Here is a 17,324-nt window from a genome sequence, read left to right as displayed (position 1 = left end):
ACTAATTTTCTATACTATCTACAATTTTGAAATAATTTGACGAATTGTAAGATTTATTTCACAAAAATCATTTCTCCTTTAAAGAAAACACACACTATATCAACTGTTCTCTTTTTCCGATAATGGAATTTATAGGATCTTTATAGTATTATATACATATCTTAATAAACAAGAATTTTAGCGAATTGATTAAAATTTCATTCCCTTATAAAATGAAACTTTAATCAGGAAGGGTTTTATACATCCTCCGCTAATTATTAACCCTCACCACTCGGGCTTCCCATTAATGCGGAGTTTTATTGGAATAAAAAGAGGAGGCATATTTGTGAGAAATATAATAGATGATCCAATACAAAAAAATATAGAGCTATACTATGCTTTTATTCAATTCGTTTCAATGATAACATTACAAAAAGTATCAGCGATTCAAACACGTAAAAATGAATTAAAAAATCAAATGAAAAATACCGGACAAAAAAAACCTTATTACGTATAAAAAAGGTGAACAGGTTATATCCCTGTTCACCTTTTATCAAATTATTTATAAATTTTCACACGGTTTTCTAGCGGTTGGAATTCTTTTTCACCAGCATGTACTACCGGTTTACCAAATGGCATTTGCGCAATAAGTTTCCAATTCTCTGGAACATCCCACTCTTTTCTCACTTCTTCATCAATTAGCGGATTGTAATGCTGTAACGTAGCACCAAACCCTTCAATTTCTAAGGCTGTCCAAATTGCAAATTGTAACATTCCTGATGATTGCTGAGACCAAGTTGGGAAATTATCTTTATATAATGCAAAGTTAGCTTGAAGGCTTTCCACTACTTCACTGTCTTCAAAATATAAAACCGTTCCATAACCACTTTTAAATGCATTCATTTTTTCTTCAGTAGGTGCAAAGTTATTTTCAGGTACAATTTTTCGTAACGTTTCTTTCGTAATATCCCATAATTTATCGTGTTGTTCTCCTAATAAAACAACAACGCGAGCACTTTGAGAATTAAAAGCTGAAGGTGTATGTTTTACAGCATGATAAATCACTTCTTGAATTTTCTCATCAGAAACTACTTGCTCTTTACTAATTGCATAAATAGATCTTCTGTCTTCAATTGCTGAGTAAAAATCTTTTGCCATCATAATTCCCTCCAATTTTCAATTGAGGCTATTTCATATGTATATATCATATTACGCCCCTCAAACTTATTATTAATAAGCTTATAACTTTATAATATCACAGCAACAAACAAACTCAAATAATAACACTTATATTTAGAAGCTTTTTCCTTTTTAAAATAAAAATAAAAAGACTGTTTGTTGTTATCTAAAATTAGTAACAACAAACAGTCTTACTTATGTAGCGATTTAGATTCGTATTTTACTTACTTAATTAACTAATCCAAATGCATACGACATTAACTTATTTGTCTCTGTAAAACGTTTTGTTTTATTTGATGTCCCCATGACCACTGTGATAATTCGATTATCACCTTGCTTTGCAGTCCCAGTAAAACAGTATCCTGCACTATCTGTAAATCCAGTCTTTAGTCCGTCCATTCCTTCTATATATAAACTTTTATTATTTCTATTTAACATGTCGTTTGTGCTTATAACATTAATATTATTAAATGCTAGCTGACTTTGGCGTAAGTGAGTCACTTCTAATATTTCCGGATAATCTTTTATAAGATGATACGCCAATTGCGCTACATCAGCAGCCGTCATTTTTGTTTCACTTCCATCTGGCTCTTGTAATCCAGACGCATTTGCAAATTTAGCATGTTCCGACATTTTTAACTGTTTCGCTTTTGCATCCATAAGCTGAACGAAATCTTTCTCCGATTTTGCCATATGTTCTGCTAAAGCCACAGCTGAATTATTAGCTGACTCAATCATTAATGCATGATATAAATCTTTAACAGTTAATGTGTCATTAACTTGTACTGGGATTCTCGCTCCCTCTGTTTGTGCCGCCTTCGCACTCATTTTCACTGGATCTTCCCAGCGAACTTTCCCGTTATGTATACTCTCTAGTAGAAGATACGCTGTCATCATCTTAGACATACTAGCCGGTGCAAAAGCTTCATTTTCATTATATTGATAAATAATATCTCCATCACTCGCATCGATAATCATAGCTGCTTTTGCGTTAATTTCTGGTGGGATGTACTTTGGCGGGACTACTTTTTCAGTAAATCCTGCTTTAGGTAGTTCTGCCACTTGCAAAGGTTGTCCTTCTATATTCGCTACGCTTTTTTGATTTCCTTGGAATAAGAACCAACATATCCCTAAAATAATGACTAATAGGACTGTCATCCTTCCCCATTTTAACCGATTCATTTCAAAACTCCTTTAGCAAACCTTTTATACACTCACATTTAACCTTAACAACAATTCCTTTATATAGTCAAGGTAAAAGGTATATTTATTCATATACAGCAATGATTATTTTAATTTATTTATGTTAAACTTACAATGTTGAAACGTAAGAATATTCAATAATAAAATCTCGTAAATAAAGCGAAACTTTAATCAGCCCCCCAATCGGGCTACCCGTCAAATAGCGAGATAAACTATTTAATAGAAGGGATTCATACAAATGCTACTTCCAAAATCATTAAAATACGGAGACACAATTGGGATCTACTCCCCTTCTTCACCAGTAACCTACACTTCACCAAAGAGATTTGAACGAGCAAAATCTTACTTACAACAGAAAGGGTTTCATATATTAGAAGGTTCATTAACAGGTCGATATGATTTTTATCGTTCTGGTAGTATACAAGAGCGTGCTGAGGAGCTAAATGTCTTAATAAGAAATCCTAATATTTCTTGTATTATGTCAACAATTGGTGGGATGAATTCAAATTCAATATTACCTTATATTGATTATGATGCTTTTCTAAAAAACCCTAAAATAATGATTGGGTATTCAGATGCAACTGCTTTATTACTAGCAATTTACGCCAAAACAGGAATCCCTACATTTTATGGACCAGCTCTCGTCCCTTCCTTTGGCGAATTTGAACCTTTTGTTGATTGCACATACAAATATTTCGCTGAAACTTTACTACATGATCATTCTCTTCCTTATCATATAAAACAACCATTATTTTGGTCAGATGAATTTATTAATTGGGAAGAAAAGACAAAGGAGAAAGAACTTCGACCAAACGATTGGATTTCAGTAATTGATGGAAAAGCTACCGGGCGTATTATTGGCGGGAATTTAAACACGATACAAGGAATTTGGGGTAGCCCCTATATGCCACATATTCAAGAAGGTGACATTCTCTTTATTGAGGACAGTTCAAAAGATGCAGCTACTATTGAAAGAAGCTTTTCATTACTTAAAATTAACGGTGTATTCGATAAAATTTCAGGTATCATTCTTGGAAAACATGAGCAATTTGATGATTGTGGTACAAATCGAAAACCTTTTGAAATACTATTAGAAGTACTTCAAAATCAAAGAATTCCTTTTCTAGCTGACTTCGATTGTTGTCATACACATCCAATGATTACCATGCCTATCGGTGTTCAAGTAGAGTTGGATGCAACAAATAAAACGATACATATTGTAGAACCTTGGAAAAAATGAATGCATGGCTTCTATTGTCTTACAATAAAAGCCATGATACTATATACTTTGGAATGTGAAAGATTAAACAAAATACGTTCCAATATCTATTATTAGGAAAAGATAGATATAAATATATATTTATATGTAAAAGAGAGTGAATAAATGAAACCAACTATTAAAAATTACGTATTTTTACATGTAGCTTTTTTGATATATTCTATCATTATGGTTTACATGAAATGGGCAGCTAAATTCCCCATTGCTTCCATCTCATTTTTTGTTGCTTATTTCGGATTAGTTATACTTTTATTCGGATATGCAATTTTATGGCAACAAGTAATTAAACATTTCGAAATTTCAAAAGCATATTCACATCGCGGGATTATTATACTGTGGTCAATGCTTTGGTCAGTATTTCTATTTGGAGATACGATTCAGTGGAATCATCTACTTGGTGCAGCTATTATTATCGTCGGAATTGTGGTGGTGACAAAAGATGAATAGTTATATGTTATTATTTATTTTCGGGATAATTTTAGCTAATTACTCACAAATATTATTAAAAAAAGCTACTTTGCAACAATACGATTCTAGAATAAAAGAATATGTGAATCCTTATGTTATTATCGGCTACTCTTTATTTGTAATTAACGCCGGATTAAATGTTATCGCCATGAAGGGCATGGCATTAAAACAAGCATCAGCATTAGAATCCTTAAGTTATATCATCATATTAATTTTTGGTTGGTATTTCCTAGGAGAAAAAATAACGAAACGTAAACTCATCGGCAACATGATTATTATCGTTGGTGTAATCGTTTATTGTATCCAATAGTAAAAAGCTCCGTTTATCACAAACGGAGCTTTTTACTATTGACCTAAATTTTGCACTTTATCTTTCAAATCTCGAACTTGATCTACCGTCTGCATAAGCTCAGAGTTTTTAAATTGCTCTACATCCACTTTCCCTTCTTCTATCTTTGTCATCGCCGTATCAATTAACGTATTTAACTTTTCGTTATATCCGACGATTTGTTGATGAAGATCCTTTGCTACATCAGGTGGCGTTAATTCATTGAATGCGGGTATATCTTGTTTAATTTCACTAAGCTTCGTTTCTAATTCTTTTCGAGCCTCACTATCATTGACGGCCTTTTCTGCTAATCCTGGTGCATCATTTGCAAATGCACTTATTTCATTTACATAGTCTGTCGCCTTTTGAGCATAATCTATGGAGTTCTTTCCTTCTTCCACTATTGAACATCCCATTAAACCAATTGAAACTATAAATACTAATAAAATTGATTTTATTTTCATTTTAGACTCCCTTCGTCTTTATCATTGTCTGTAATTTTCTCTATACATAACTTCTAGCTAAATTGTTTATAACCTTTTTCAAATAGCTATTTATCCTCTTACATGCCCTATTATCGTTACAACATCTATTTCTATATGTACGCTTATAATATCTTCAATTATATCCATATATCCTTGTCCTATAGCTGTTCCATAGTGTAATGTAAGCCCTTTCTTTTCATACACTGACTTTGGCACTGAAAAAATAAATCTCCTCAAGTTTCTTTCATCAGCTGGTTCCATAATTAAAACAATCCCATCCTCATCAAACATATACGCTCGCCCTCCAACTTTACATTCACTATGGCTCAGTATTGCCTTGGTCAGCAAAATTTAAAACATAATAAGTTAAGATACTCTCTGCTCCATCATAAAGTGAAACTTTAATTAGCCCTCACCAATCGTTTTTTACTGGCAACAAGGCCCCAACCTAACTTCATTCCTTTCACTCAATTTTGAGATGGGGTTTTACTGCTCGGCAAATAGCGGGATAAAAATAAAAAGCATTCATTCTTTTTTGTTAAGAATGAATGCTTTTTAAAAAATCAATTTCTAACTCTAGCATCTTTTTTTGACGAGGCTTTACTTTTCTTACGGGAACTCCAGCATAAATATACCAATCATCTAAACTCTCTTTTACCATACTCATCGCGCCGACTGCCGTACCTTCTCCTACAGTTACATTTGGAAAAATAATAGAATTAGCACCAATAATCACATGTTTTTTTAAAATAACTTTTTCTGCTTTCACATTCCTATATTGATTTGGGACGGTTGGCCCCATTAATGTATTTCCACTGAAATCATCAAGTACTGCATATACGATTGTTTTAGCTGAGATATTTGCAAAATCATGCATTTCAATCCCAACTTCCCCTCCATATAACGCTGTATACGCTGATATGTGCGAATAACTTCCAATTGTGATCTTACCACTTAAAATGCAAAAATCATCAATTCTTACATGATTACCTACTGATATAGCACTCGGATTATATATACTTGCTTTTTTACTAACCAATACATTTTTCCCAACAGATAAAAATCCAATTTTCTTTAGTTCTTCTTGGCTATAAAAACTATTCATCTGCCCAAACCACCTTCTGCCCTAAACAGCTTACAATTTGTTCTACTATTTCTTCCGTCATTCCTTCCCATAAAGGTAAACTTACGATTCGTTTTGCTATTTTATTCGTTTTTGTTAAATCTGTAGACTTATAGTTTCTAAAAAGAACTTGTTGGTGGCAAGATGGTGAAAAGTATAATCTAGCTTCTATTTTCTGTTTTTTCAGTTCTTCTATTACTTGTATGTTGCGAACTTCTTCTGGACAAATGATAGGCATAAATTGGTGAATAACTGCTTCTGTCTTTTGGACTTTCCACCCTTTTTTCATTAACCCAGTATTTTGTAACAGCTGTTTATACCATTCAGAAATAAGGGTGCGTTCTTTTAATTTTTGATCCCACTTTTTTATAGTCGCAATCCCAATAGCTGCTGCGTATTCAGACATTTTACAATTAAACCCCATCATCGTACATTCACGATTTTTATCAAATCCGAAATTCCCCATTCTTTTAATACGTTGTATATCTTCTTCGTTTTTACTATATATGAGCCCTCCTTCACCAATTCCGAACGGTTTTGTTGCATGAAAGCTATATACGATCATTCCACTAAAATCTTGACCGTAATGCATCCCTCCATTCATTAAACCAAATCCCGGCGCCGCATCTACGACAACCGGAATCCCCTTCTTCTCTAATTCTTCATATTCTTCTAAGTTCATCCATGATCCAAAAGTGGCGTACGGGACAACAATCGCAACCTCTTCTTTTAATTCTTCTATCTTATGCAAAAGTACGGTTTTATCCATATACCAATCATCTATTGAAATATCAATAAAGTAAGGTTCCAATCCACACCAAATAGCGGCTAAGGCAGTCGCAGGGAATGTAAAGCTAGGCATGAGAGCATACTTTCCCTTTCTTCTTTTCTTTAGTTGAATAGCCGCCATTAACCCTAACGTTGCGTTTGCTACTGTTGTAACAGCTCCCCTTTTTTGAAAAAATGACGACATAATTGTTTCCTCAAAACGTTGATTTATAGGTCCATAATTCGTATATATGTGAGATGTATCAATTTCCTTCAATTCGTCCAAATACTCACTTACAGGTACAGTTGAAGCACGTAAAAAAGGAATATTCTCCATATCTATCTATTCCTTCCTATCATTTTCGGACAATATAGAGCATATCTGTTTCAGATAATCCAAATTTCCTAGCGCTTTTCATTCCTTGTTTTTCCGCTATGTTATATAATTCTACCTTAAATCCTGCATTCATTAATCGTTGAATAAATCCTGATTGATTATAAATTCTCACATGATCTTCTTGACCAAAAGCTAATTTCCTTAATTGTGGAGTTACAATTAATTCATTCTCTATAATAGAATCCACATTCATTACGATTGGTACTTGAATAATTCCCCATCCACCTGGCTTTAGAACCCTATATAACTCTCGCATTGCTTTATCATCATCAGGAACGTGTTCTAACACATGGCTACATAATATTACATCAAAAGTATTACTATCATATGTAATTCTTGTAACATCAATTTCCTTCATTAATGGATCCTTCGGTTCTAAGTCACCACATACATACGTAATATTTTTATACTCGTTAAACCAATCTCTTAATTTCGCTTCAGGTGCAATATGAAGCATAGTATAGTTTCTACTTAACAAGTCCGTTTCCGTTTCAATGTACACCCGATACAATCTTTCACGATCCATCGAACTACAAATTGGACATATACCTGTATCTTTATTCCACATCTCAAATTTATATTTTGGAAAATCATAATGTGCTGGCCAAGGGGAAAATTGTTCAAATTGTTGATTGCAATATTGACAATAACAACATTCTTTCTCGAATATATGAGCAACTAACTTGTTTAACCCTTTTTTTATCTTTTCATTATAAATTTGATCTAGCTCCCCATTTCTTACAGCATCCTTAACTATAAATCCCGCATTTTCTAAACAATAAGATAAACTCTCTTTATAATCTCTTTCAGAACTTAAAAATCCACTATTATACGCATCAATAATCAATTCAATCCACTCTTCAATTGTCATTAAAATAAAATGCATTTGTTTTTGATTTTGTCCACTATGTTGTCTAAAATAACTAAGAGGTTCTTGTATATAAACTACTTTTCCTTTCCTCATCATATCTAGCCAAGTTGCAATGTCATTAATAGCAGAATAAGCCTTTCCTTTAAAATATCCAAACTTCCCGTCAAACAAATCCCGATTAAACAAAACTGTTGTCGGCTCACCAACTACATTTTTCAAGTTTTTTAACATATAATTTCCTAATTCTTTTCCTTCAAAAAGTGTAGTTTCTTTCGCGATTTTCATATTTAATGTTGAAGGTGGTAATACCTCTCCATCCCCATCAATCAGTTCACGATATGACGTCACAAATGAAATATTTTCTAACGTCAAAAAGTATTTCATCATTTTCTCGATCTTTTCATGATGAAATAAATCATCATCTAATAAAAAGTTTATATAGTCCCCATTCGCAAGTTCTACACACTTATTAAAGTTTTCGGCAACTAACGGCGTTTCATTTTTAACATATGTAATACACTCATATTCACGTAAATACGGTTGAATCATAGCATTGACTTCATTATTTGTACTGTCGTCAGAAATAACAATTTCAATATTCTCATATGTTTGATTTAGAGCGCTGTTGAGTGCCAATTCCAAGTAATAAGGTCTATTGTACGCAGGAATAAGTATGCTTACTTTCGGTAAAGGCGAATTATTATTTATATGTTGTTTTTTCTTTTCTATGTTTATTTTCTTTTCTTTAATTTTTTGATAATAGTCTAATGTATATAATATCGATGATGGAACTATCCTTCTTGCGTAATCTAGAAAATTAGTCATCGCTTTGTCTAACTCTTTTTCGGTGGATAAGAAACCATATTTTTCTCCTGCTAGAATACTATGTGAAAAATCTTCTAATCCATCCATCATTTTATTAGATTCATTTAACTGTTGATCTGGATGTAATCGAAAGTAACTAAGTGTCTCTGCTATATATACTGCTTTTCCTTTACTTAATAAAGATAACCATGAAGCTATATCTACGTTACATAGATACCTCCTCTTATCAAAAATCCCAAACGGTTCTTGTAAATCATTTTTACGAAATAAAACTGTTGTCGGTTCTCCGATATAATTTTTTTGATCCACAATTACCTTATTCCCTAATTCTGTTCCCTCTATAATCGTATCTTCCTCAAATAAACGGACAGTCGAATAAATATGTCGCAGTTCTTTCCCTTTATCATCAATTACTTGACGATGAGATGTTACAAGCTTAATTTCATTATCTAAATCATTGAAAAAATACTTCATCATTTTTTCAATTTTCTTTACATGAAATACATCATCATCCATTAAAAAATTTATATACTCACCGTTCGCTTCATTAAATAACATTAACGCATTTTCAAATTGTCCAAGAGTTGACTTATTCTTTACATAAATAATATTTGAATGGTCACATAAGTATTTTTGTAACACTTTTTCTGTTTCATCATTCGTGCTATCATCTCCAACTATAATTTCTATATTAGGGTATGTTTGTTCTAATACACTACATAACGCCTTTTCAAAGTAACGAGGACGATTATACGTAGGAATTAACACACTTACCAACGGAAGTTGCTCTACCACCTCTTCAGTTCTTTCAATACGAGTTCTCATTTTAACTCTCTCACCTCTTCGCATATTATTTATATACGCGACACAAAAATCACATTACTTTAACTGTATGGAGCCTATATACTTTTATGCAAACATGAAACAAATTATCATACTTTTCGTTCCTCAATAAACATATTTAATAATGCGGACATTTTATTTGCGCCTTTTTTATTCATATGATCACTATCATAAAAATCATCATCATAAAATAATGGCGAATCAAATAGATCTATAATTTGAAAAGAATATTGAGTTTGAAAATCATTTATAACTTTATAAAAATCTTCTTTTAATTTCTTACTACTACAATTAAAATAATGTGAAGTAACAGGGAATACAACAATTAATGGCTTTATATCATTTTTTAACAGTAATTCTAAATATTTTTTTAAAATTATTTTATTTTCAACTAAAGTATGAGGATACACCAATTTAGCATGTGAAGCTGCTCTTATTTTCCCGTGTTCTTCAAAAGGAATATGAAGAGAAGTAGTATTCCATTCAGCATTTATCCAAGGCAGTATCAATGATTCATCTTTTAGTTCGTCTAATAAAATATATTCAAAATGCAAATTAAAAATAGAAAGAAGTGGTTTCGGAGTATTTAGATGTGAGAATCCATCAGTGGGTAGAGGAGAGTGAACTACAGTATGATGACCATCTTGAAACAATGGATAATATACTTTGTGAATTCTATATGATTCAGATGATAACGACATATCAAAGTAAAACGAAAAATAGGCTATTCCTATTAAACAATATTGAAATGAATGATTGTTTGATAAAAGTTGTGACGCTATTAAATAATCATAGTATAGATCTTGCGATGGAAGTGTTAATTTTATTGACTTTTTTGAGAGAAGCTCCGTACTTATGCCACAATGTGGATAAGACAAACCGGTAGCAAACAATTCATACGTCGGATCACTCTTTGCTTTTTTCATAGAAATGTATAAAGACATAAGATCCGGATTTATTTGATAGATAGAAATTAATTTATCCTTCCATTCATACATGTATTTTGTTAAATTAATAATTTTTGAACTTTGCACGCCCCTATTTATCAAATCATTTGTAAGTTTTTCTGCGTCCCCTCTCCAAATGACTATATATTGAAAAGAACTTTCTATACGAACAACATCTGAAACGTCCACAACATGAACTATTGTTTTACATTTATTTTTGTCTAACGTATTTCGAATCCTATCCCCTGATAATTCATCACTTAAAACAATGATTTTATATTGTTCCTTCATGTACATCCCCTCCATTATATGTATAATATGAAATTCATTTTTAATTCGTAACAATCATATACACCTGCAATCTAACAAAAAAAATAGCTCCACCATTAGGTGTAGCTATTTTTACAATTATTGCTTATTCAAATTATATTCCTTTATCTAACTCATAAAGTTTACGATACTTTTCATTTTCTTTTAGAAGTTGTTTATGACTACCTTGCATGACAATTTGGCCACGATCAAGGAATATAACTTCGTCTACATGTTCTATTCCTACAAGATGGTGCGTAATCCAAATAACCGTCTTTTCTTCCGTTGCAGAAAACATTGTTTTAATTAAAGGCAATTCTGTTTTTGGATCTAAACCGATAGTCGGTTCATCAAGTACAATAATTGGTGTTTCTTGCATTAGAGTTCTAGCAAAAGCAACCCTTTGTCTTTCCCCACCAGAAAACCGCTTTCCCATTTCATGCATTTTTGTTTGTAATCCGTCCGGAAGAGAAGTAACATGTGAAGCTAATTGTGCTTTCTCTAAAGCTTTCCATATCTCTTCATCCGTCGCCTCTGGTTTGCCAATTCGTACATTATTTCCAATTGTCGTATCAAACAAATGCGGCTTTTGATTTAATACAGAAATATATTTTGATAAAAGATTCGTATGAGCATGTTCACTATTCAATAAAACTTCACCATGTAACGGGCTTAGCGCACCTGTTAACAATTTTAACAAAGTAGATTTTCCTGTTCCGCTTCTTCCTAAAATGGCAATTTTCTTTCCTGCCTTTATTTGTAGTGATACATCTTTTAATACAATCTCATTACTATCTGGATAACTATACGATACGTGATTCAGTTCAATATCTACATGTTTTGGTTCAATATAATCTTTCTCTCCATGCAAATCCGTTTCATCATGTAAAACACTATCACTTTCTACGCCATTAAGACGATGGGTAGATTCTACATACGACGGTATTCGATCGATGGCATCTGCAATAGGAATAAGCGCGTTTGTTACAGATAAAGTCATTAATACGAAAGCTGCGATAACTGTAGGAGCAATTTGTTCACTTGCCGCTTCATTTCCAGTCCATATAATCATCGAAATAACTACAATACCTACTACTAATTGAATGATACTGTCCCGAATATGATACCAGCGTTTCACTCTCTTTTCGATTTTTAACAACTGATCATTTTGTTTTACATACTCATTAATAAATTCACCTTTACGACCACTTGCCTGCCAATCAGATAATCCAAAAACAGCATCCGTCAGTTGTTGATACAAACGACTTCTGCCTTGCTTTAAAGTAACATGATGTTTCTTCATCAAAAGTAATGATACAAACGGAAGAAGAAAAACGATAATAGCTAACATACAACCTACAATAAGTGCAAAAACAAAATCAAATGCACCGATAACAAGTACAAAGATACTATAAACAACTAGCGCTAATATGCTAGGAAATATTGTACGTAAATATAGGTTTTGCAAATGCTCTATATCTTCGGATAACACTCCTAACATATCACCCGTTTGAAATCGAGAACGGAAAAATAACGCCTGTGGTTCTACTATTCTATATAGCCTCGTTCTCATTTTTTCTAATATACGTAGTACGACATCATGTCCGACTAAGCGCTCTATATAATGAAATACAGCTTGCCCTATACTAAACGCTCTTGTTGCAACAATAGGAACATATACAGCCATTACATTTTCTGGTCTAAGGGCAGATTTTGAGATTAAATAACCTGAAATAAAAAGTAACATCGCTCCTGAACTAACTCCAAGAAGACCAAGGAAAATAGTTAAAGTCATTCTACCTTTATTTTGTTTTATATAAGGTTTAACCCAGTTACTCATTTCTCTCCCCTCTCTTCCCTATGAAAATGTAATGTCTCATTCTCTAAAAGTTCTTCATACGTCCCACTTTCTTTCATTTCTCCTTTATTTAAAATAAGGATATGGTCCATTTGTTTCATCCAATGTAGACGGTGGGTTGCTAAAAATACTAACTTTCCATTAAATAGACGTAACATCGCTTGCTTTATTTCAAATTCGGTTTCAATATCAAGATGTGCCGTAGGCTCATCTAATAAAATGATTGGTTTTTTACTTAAAAGTGCACGCGCCATAGCAACACGCTGTTCTTGTCCGCCACTTAGCATACGTCCACCTTCTCCAATTCTTTCGTGCATCCCATTTGGAAGTGATGTAACGAGTGAACGCAGGCCGACTTCATTAATAACTCTTTCAACTTCTTCATCTGTTGCATTTGTTTCATAAAAACGAATGTTATCCTTTAATGAAAGCGGAAAAATATAAGGTTGCTGCGGAATATAAGCGATATTTTTTTGCCAATCTTCACGAGTAGATCCATCAACTTCTACACCATTTACTAACATCTTTCCACTCGAAGGAGATAAAAAACCTGCTAATACGTCGATTAACGTCGATTTGCCTGCACCACTTTCACCAATAACACCAATAGCACCGTTACCTTCCCAAGTAAAATTAATTCCTTCTAATATAGCCTTTTCAGATTCAGTATTATTTACTTTGATGTCTTGTAATTTCAAGCTAATAGAGGCATTCCATACTATATCTTCATTTAAATCTTTCTTTTGTATTCTTTTTTGTTGTTGCAAAATCTCTTCTATTTGCTCCATCGCAATTTGTCCATCTAATGTTGCATGATAATTTGCTCCCACTTGTTTAATCGGCAGAAAATATTCCGGAGCTAAAATCAAAATTGTTAGGGCTGGTAATAGTATAATCGTTCCATCTATTAAACGTATCCCTAATCCAACTGCCACAAACGCGATTGATAAACTCGTAAAGAAATCTAATGCAAAAGAAGAAAGAAAAGCAACTCGCAAAGTACGCATCGTTGCTTTTCTATACCTTTTACTTACTTTTTCAATCTTTCCTTCGTGCTGTTCACTTTTCCCTAAATACTTTAATGTTTCTAAACCTTTTAACGTATCTACAAAATGGTTCGAAAGTACACGATATATCTCGTACTGACTATCTGCCATTTTTTGCGCTGCTAATCCGAGAAGAATCATAAATATGATCACGATAGGAATCGTTACAACTAAAATGATTCCAGACTCAATATCTAGCGTAAAAACGTATAGTACAATTAGACCTGGAACGATGCTACTTCTAATCATTTTAGGAATCGTTAATTCAATATATGTTTTAAATTTCTCAATCCCTTCAATTGATAAGGTAACCAGATGACCAGTTCCGACAGTTTGAACATACCTTGGACCTAATGTGAAATATGCCTCTATTAGTTGTTTTCTTAGTAACGACCCTGTTTTTTCAGCAAAACGTTCCACTAATATTTGTGATGTTCGAACTACTATGTGTCGCGCTGCAAACGCGATACCAAAATAAACAATTTCACTTAATATTGTTTGTACTGTCTCTCCATGAAATAAAAACGTAATAGCTCGTGCTAAAAAGATTGTTTGCGCAATAATACTAAAAGCTTCTAAAATACTAATAATCGTTAACGCTACATATAAAATACGGCTACCGGGATAAGACGGAAGTCCTCTTTTTCTTTTCATTAGTACTCCAAATCGTTGTCTGACTTAACAGGTTGTCTAAATACATAATAACTCCATATTTGACTTCCGATAACGAAAGGCAAAATAGCAATCGCAAAGTAAGTCATAAGTTTTAATGCATAAGCTCCTGATGCTGCGTTGTAAATTGTCAAATCATTCATTGCTCCTAAAGAGCTAATCATAACACGTGGGAACATACCGATAAATACACTCGCACTTAGTAAAATGATTGTTAAACTCGTCATAAAGAAAGCCCAACCATCTCTTCTTCTTTTATTTAATAAAGTGGACACTAATAGTGCTACAAAAGCTCCGATTGGCACCATAATCCATTCTGTTCCATGAGCAGTGAAAATGTCGGTTTTCCATAACCCCACACCAGCAAAAACAAGAAGTGTAATTAATGAAAATGGTGCAATTTTTATTGCAGTAATTCGTGCACGTTCTCTCAATTTACCAGTTGTACGTATCGTAAGAAATTGTAATCCGTGAACAATACATAGTAGGAGAAACATTACTCCTCCAAGTAACGCAAATGGATGAAGTAATTGCAGGAATCCACCTACAACATTTTTACTCTCATCAATAGGTACACCTACCATAAAGTTTGCAATCGCAACTCCCCAAAGGATAGGAGGTAACATACTTCCAATAAACATCCCCCAATCCCACGCACTCTTCCATTTATGATTATCTATTTTCGCACGAAATTTAAAGGAAACACCTCTTAAAATTAAAGCAAGGAGCATAAATACAAACGGAATATAAAAACCACTAAATAAAGTTGCATACCAGTGCGGAAATGCCGCAAACATGGCTCCACCAGCACAAACAAGCCATACTTCATTCGCGTGCCAGAACGGTCCTATTGTATTTAAGTAAACTCGTTTTTCAAAATCATTCTTTCCTAAAAACCTCGAAACCATTCCTACCCCAAAGTCGAAACCTTCCAGTACGAAGAATCCAATAAATAAGATTGCAATAACTAAAAACCATAACTCATTAAGAGATAACATACTCTTCCTCCTTATCAAATGGATCATGGCTTTGATAATCCTTTTTCGTTTTCTTATTCTTGTGGCCCTTAATGGTACGAACAAATAAGTACACACAAATTCCACCCATAATTAAATACATTGATGTGAATGAAATAAGTGAGAATAATACTTCACCGAATGTTACATTTGGTGATACAGCATCTTCTGTTTTCATTACACCAAATACAACCCAAGGTTGACGACCCATTTCAGTCATAATCCACCCTACTGTATTACCGATGAATGGAAGAGAAATTGCATACACCATTAATTTTAAATACCACGTTTTTTCAGCTAAACGATCTTTTCTTGATAAGAACCATCCGTAAGCTCCTAGAAGAAGCATGAATGTTCCACTCATTACCATCGCTCTAAAACTCCAAAACATTGTATGCACTGGAGGAATATAATCTCCAGGACCATATTTTTCTTCATATTGTTTTTGAATTTGATTCATCCCTTCAACTTGACCGCTAAACTTATCATACGATAATAGACTTAGCATATAAGGGATTTGAATTTCAAACGAATTTTCTTTCTTCTCTGTATCAATTTTCGAAAATACTGTAAATGGTGCTGGATCCTCACTTGTATTCCATAGCGCTTCAGCTGCCGCCATCTTCATTGGATGTGTCTTAATTAATTGTTGCGCTTGTGCATGACCGAAGAATAATACAAGCGCCGTTGTAATTGTTCCAACAATGATAGAAATTCGGAAAGATTTTTTAAATACTACAGTTTCTTGTCCTTTTGTAATTTTCCATGCACTTACACCAGCAATAAAGAATGCACCTGTTGCAATTGCCGCTGTAATTGTATGCGGGAATTGTACCCATAGTTGTGGGTTTTGAATAATGGCTAAGAAATCATTCATTTGCGCACGACCATCCGCTGCCATTTCATACCCGACAGGTGACTGCATAAATGCACTTGCAGTTAAAATCCAGAATGCTGATAACATCGTTCCAATGGAAAGGAGCCAAATACACATTAAGTGAATTCGCTTCGGTAATTTATCCTCACCGAATACCCATAAACCTAGGAATGTAGACTCAATGAAAAATGCCAGCAATCCTTCAATTGCAAGCGAGGGACCAAATACATCACCTACAAAACGTGAATACGTTGACCAGTTCATACCAAACTGAAATTCTTGTAAAATACCTGTTACTACACCTACTGCAAAGTTAATAAGGAATAATTGCGTCCAAAACTTTGCCATCTTCTTATATACTTCTTGCCCTTTTACCACATACAACGTTTGCATGATCGCAATAATAAAAGCTAAACCAATTGACAGCGGAACAAAAAAGTAATGGAAAATCGTTGTTGATGCGAACTGTATTCGTGCCAATTCGAGCGTTTCCATACTAAAATCACTTCCTTCATAGTTTTTATAATAAAAGTTAATTGAGCAATCTTATCAAACTCAATTATTAAGAAATACGAAAAGACAAAAACATTTTGTATGTATTGTCGAAAAATATGAAATTTCAGTTTTTTAAACTATTGTAATGCTATTTTTTACCTTTTCACTATTTCTGTAGTGTTTTATTCGTTAATCGAATTGTATAATATACCTGCATAGTAAATTCAGGTTATTTTTGACGTATTATTGACATCATTTTGTCTGAAATATGTCTTTTGTCATTTTTTTGAATCAGATTTTTCTCATTAGCAAAATGTATTTTTTCAATATACGGCTTACTTTTATATCTATAAAAC

The 17,324-nt window shown here is 33.1% G+C and carries 16 protein-coding genes; 4 read left to right on the top strand and 12 right to left on the bottom strand.

Going from position 1 to position 17,324, the window contains the following annotated elements; translation table 11 throughout:
* Nucleotides 1–325 precede the first annotated feature (325 nt).
* On the top strand, nucleotides 326–496 hold the full coding sequence (locus BAQ53_RS09160) for a DNA mismatch repair protein MutT (RefSeq protein ID WP_208906776.1): 171 nt from the start codon (nucleotides 326–328) through the stop codon (nucleotides 494–496).
* Nucleotides 497–537: 41 nt separating this feature from the next.
* Here the strand turns inward: BAQ53_RS09160 and BAQ53_RS09155 are convergent, their stop codons facing one another.
* Both BAQ53_RS09155 and BAQ53_RS09150 read right to left on the bottom strand, forming a co-directional pair.
* Complete coding sequence (locus tag BAQ53_RS09155) at nucleotides 538–1,140, bottom strand: nitroreductase family protein (RefSeq protein ID WP_208906772.1); 603 nt, start codon at nucleotides 1,138–1,140, stop codon at nucleotides 538–540.
* 246 nt (nucleotides 1,141–1,386) lie between these two features.
* Entirely contained in the window at nucleotides 1,387–2,340 is a 954-nt protein-coding gene (locus BAQ53_RS09150) for a D-alanyl-D-alanine carboxypeptidase family protein (RefSeq protein ID WP_001080875.1), read from the bottom strand.
* A 259-nt stretch (nucleotides 2,341–2,599) separates the two neighbouring features.
* Between BAQ53_RS09150 and BAQ53_RS09145 the strand changes: the two genes are divergently transcribed.
* The 3 genes from BAQ53_RS09145 (at nucleotide 2,600) to BAQ53_RS09135 (ending at nucleotide 4,418) form a co-directional block, all read left to right on the top strand.
* On the top strand, nucleotides 2,600–3,601 hold the full coding sequence (locus BAQ53_RS09145; protein ID WP_000926318.1) for a S66 family peptidase: 1,002 nt from the start codon (nucleotides 2,600–2,602) through the stop codon (nucleotides 3,599–3,601).
* Between the two features lie 144 nt (nucleotides 3,602–3,745).
* Nucleotides 3,746–4,087, top strand: coding sequence for an EamA family transporter (locus BAQ53_RS09140; RefSeq protein ID WP_000805125.1), 342 nt, complete (start codon nucleotides 3,746–3,748; stop codon nucleotides 4,085–4,087).
* Nucleotides 4,080–4,418 carry an EamA family transporter gene (locus BAQ53_RS09135; RefSeq protein ID WP_001089868.1) on the top strand — a complete coding sequence of 113 codons (339 nt, stop codon included), beginning with the start codon at nucleotides 4,080–4,082 and terminating at the stop codon, nucleotides 4,416–4,418. The genes BAQ53_RS09140 and BAQ53_RS09135 overlap by 8 nt, the downstream gene beginning before the upstream one ends.
* 35 nt (nucleotides 4,419–4,453) lie before the next feature.
* On the opposite strand, the gene BAQ53_RS09130 is transcribed toward BAQ53_RS09135, so the two are convergent.
* The 10 genes from BAQ53_RS09130 to cydA all read right to left on the bottom strand — a co-directional run bounded on the left by BAQ53_RS09130 (nucleotide 4,454) and on the right by cydA (nucleotide 16,968).
* Nucleotides 4,454–4,900 carry a DUF6376 family protein gene (locus tag BAQ53_RS09130; RefSeq protein WP_208906771.1) on the bottom strand — a complete coding sequence of 149 codons (447 nt, stop codon included), beginning with the start codon at nucleotides 4,898–4,900 and terminating at the stop codon, nucleotides 4,454–4,456.
* A 90-nt stretch (nucleotides 4,901–4,990) separates the two neighbouring features.
* Nucleotides 4,991–5,212 (bottom strand): hypothetical protein, encoded by a 222-nt coding sequence (locus BAQ53_RS09125; protein WP_000459099.1) that lies wholly within the window; start codon nucleotides 5,210–5,212, stop codon nucleotides 4,991–4,993.
* A gap of 247 nt (nucleotides 5,213–5,459) precedes the next feature.
* Nucleotides 5,460–6,026, bottom strand: a complete 567-nt coding sequence (locus BAQ53_RS09120; protein WP_001084185.1) for an acyltransferase — start codon at nucleotides 6,024–6,026, stop codon at nucleotides 5,460–5,462.
* Nucleotides 6,019–7,149 carry a DegT/DnrJ/EryC1/StrS aminotransferase family protein gene (locus BAQ53_RS09115; RefSeq protein WP_000427962.1) on the bottom strand — a complete coding sequence of 377 codons (1,131 nt, stop codon included), beginning with the start codon at nucleotides 7,147–7,149 and terminating at the stop codon, nucleotides 6,019–6,021. The genes BAQ53_RS09120 and BAQ53_RS09115 overlap by 8 nt, the downstream gene beginning before the upstream one ends.
* A 19-nt stretch (nucleotides 7,150–7,168) precedes the next feature.
* Nucleotides 7,169–9,730 (bottom strand): glycosyltransferase, encoded by a 2,562-nt coding sequence (locus tag BAQ53_RS09110; RefSeq protein ID WP_208906769.1) that lies wholly within the window; start codon nucleotides 9,728–9,730, stop codon nucleotides 7,169–7,171.
* 107 nt (nucleotides 9,731–9,837) lie between these two features.
* Nucleotides 9,838–10,986 (bottom strand): hypothetical protein, encoded by a 1,149-nt coding sequence (locus BAQ53_RS09105; RefSeq protein ID WP_000664250.1) that lies wholly within the window; start codon nucleotides 10,984–10,986, stop codon nucleotides 9,838–9,840.
* A gap of 133 nt (nucleotides 10,987–11,119) precedes the next feature.
* Complete coding sequence (gene cydC, locus BAQ53_RS09100) at nucleotides 11,120–12,844, bottom strand: thiol reductant ABC exporter subunit CydC (RefSeq protein WP_208906767.1); 1,725 nt, start codon at nucleotides 12,842–12,844, stop codon at nucleotides 11,120–11,122.
* Nucleotides 12,841–14,562: a thiol reductant ABC exporter subunit CydD gene (gene cydD, locus BAQ53_RS09095; RefSeq protein WP_208906761.1), complete on the bottom strand. Its 1,722-nt coding sequence runs from the start codon at nucleotides 14,560–14,562 to the stop codon at nucleotides 12,841–12,843. Before cydD ends, cydC begins: the two co-directional genes overlap by 4 nt.
* Nucleotides 14,562–15,578, bottom strand: coding sequence for a cytochrome d ubiquinol oxidase subunit II (gene cydB, locus BAQ53_RS09090; protein ID WP_046945386.1), 1,017 nt, complete (start codon nucleotides 15,576–15,578; stop codon nucleotides 14,562–14,564). Before cydB ends, cydD begins: the two co-directional genes overlap by 1 nt.
* A complete protein-coding gene (gene cydA / locus BAQ53_RS09085; RefSeq protein ID WP_000448869.1) occupies nucleotides 15,565–16,968 on the bottom strand; it encodes a cytochrome ubiquinol oxidase subunit I in 1,404 nt (467 codons plus the stop codon). The genes cydB and cydA overlap by 14 nt, the downstream gene beginning before the upstream one ends.
* Between the last annotated feature and the right edge of the window lie 356 nt (nucleotides 16,969–17,324).

Source organism: Bacillus sp. B25(2016b) (genome assembly GCF_001679765.1).
Lineage (GTDB): Bacteria > Bacillota > Bacilli > Bacillales > Bacillaceae_G > Bacillus_A > Bacillus_A thuringiensis_K.
Note: the sequence above shows the minus strand (reverse complement) of the source record. Positions and strands in the feature narration are given on the sequence as shown.

Bases quoted from the DNA above. Each gene is read 5' to 3' on its own strand.
- BAQ53_RS09140 (WP_000805125.1), top strand. From the start codon at position 3,746: ATGAAACCAACTATTAAAAATTACGTATTTTTACATGTAGCTTTTTTG.
- BAQ53_RS09120 (WP_001084185.1), bottom strand. From the start codon at position 6,026: ATGAATAGTTTTTATAGCCAAGAAGAACTAAAGAAAATTGGATTTTTA.
- BAQ53_RS09145 (WP_000926318.1), top strand. From the start codon at position 2,600: ATGCTACTTCCAAAATCATTAAAATACGGAGACACAATTGGGATCTAC.
- cydD (WP_208906761.1), bottom strand. From the start codon at position 14,562: ATGAAAAGAAAAAGAGGACTTCCGTCTTATCCCGGTAGCCGTATTTTA.
- BAQ53_RS09115 (WP_000427962.1), bottom strand. From the start codon at position 7,149: ATGGAGAATATTCCTTTTTTACGTGCTTCAACTGTACCTGTAAGTGAG.
- cydA (WP_000448869.1), bottom strand. From the start codon at position 16,968: ATGGAAACGCTCGAATTGGCACGAATACAGTTCGCATCAACAACGATT.
- BAQ53_RS09110 (WP_208906769.1), bottom strand. From the start codon at position 9,730: ATGAGAACTCGTATTGAAAGAACTGAAGAGGTGGTAGAGCAACTTCCG.
- cydC (WP_208906767.1), bottom strand. From the start codon at position 12,844: ATGAGTAACTGGGTTAAACCTTATATAAAACAAAATAAAGGTAGAATG.
- BAQ53_RS09105 (WP_000664250.1), bottom strand. From the start codon at position 10,986: ATGAAGGAACAATATAAAATCATTGTTTTAAGTGATGAATTATCAGGG.
- cydB (WP_046945386.1), bottom strand. From the start codon at position 15,578: ATGTTATCTCTTAATGAGTTATGGTTTTTAGTTATTGCAATCTTATTT.
- BAQ53_RS09155 (WP_208906772.1), bottom strand. From the start codon at position 1,140: ATGATGGCAAAAGATTTTTACTCAGCAATTGAAGACAGAAGATCTATT.
- BAQ53_RS09150 (WP_001080875.1), bottom strand. From the start codon at position 2,340: ATGAATCGGTTAAAATGGGGAAGGATGACAGTCCTATTAGTCATTATT.
- BAQ53_RS09125 (WP_000459099.1), bottom strand. From the start codon at position 5,212: ATGTTTGATGAGGATGGGATTGTTTTAATTATGGAACCAGCTGATGAA.
- BAQ53_RS09130 (WP_208906771.1), bottom strand. From the start codon at position 4,900: ATGAAAATAAAATCAATTTTATTAGTATTTATAGTTTCAATTGGTTTA.
- BAQ53_RS09135 (WP_001089868.1), top strand. From the start codon at position 4,080: ATGAATAGTTATATGTTATTATTTATTTTCGGGATAATTTTAGCTAAT.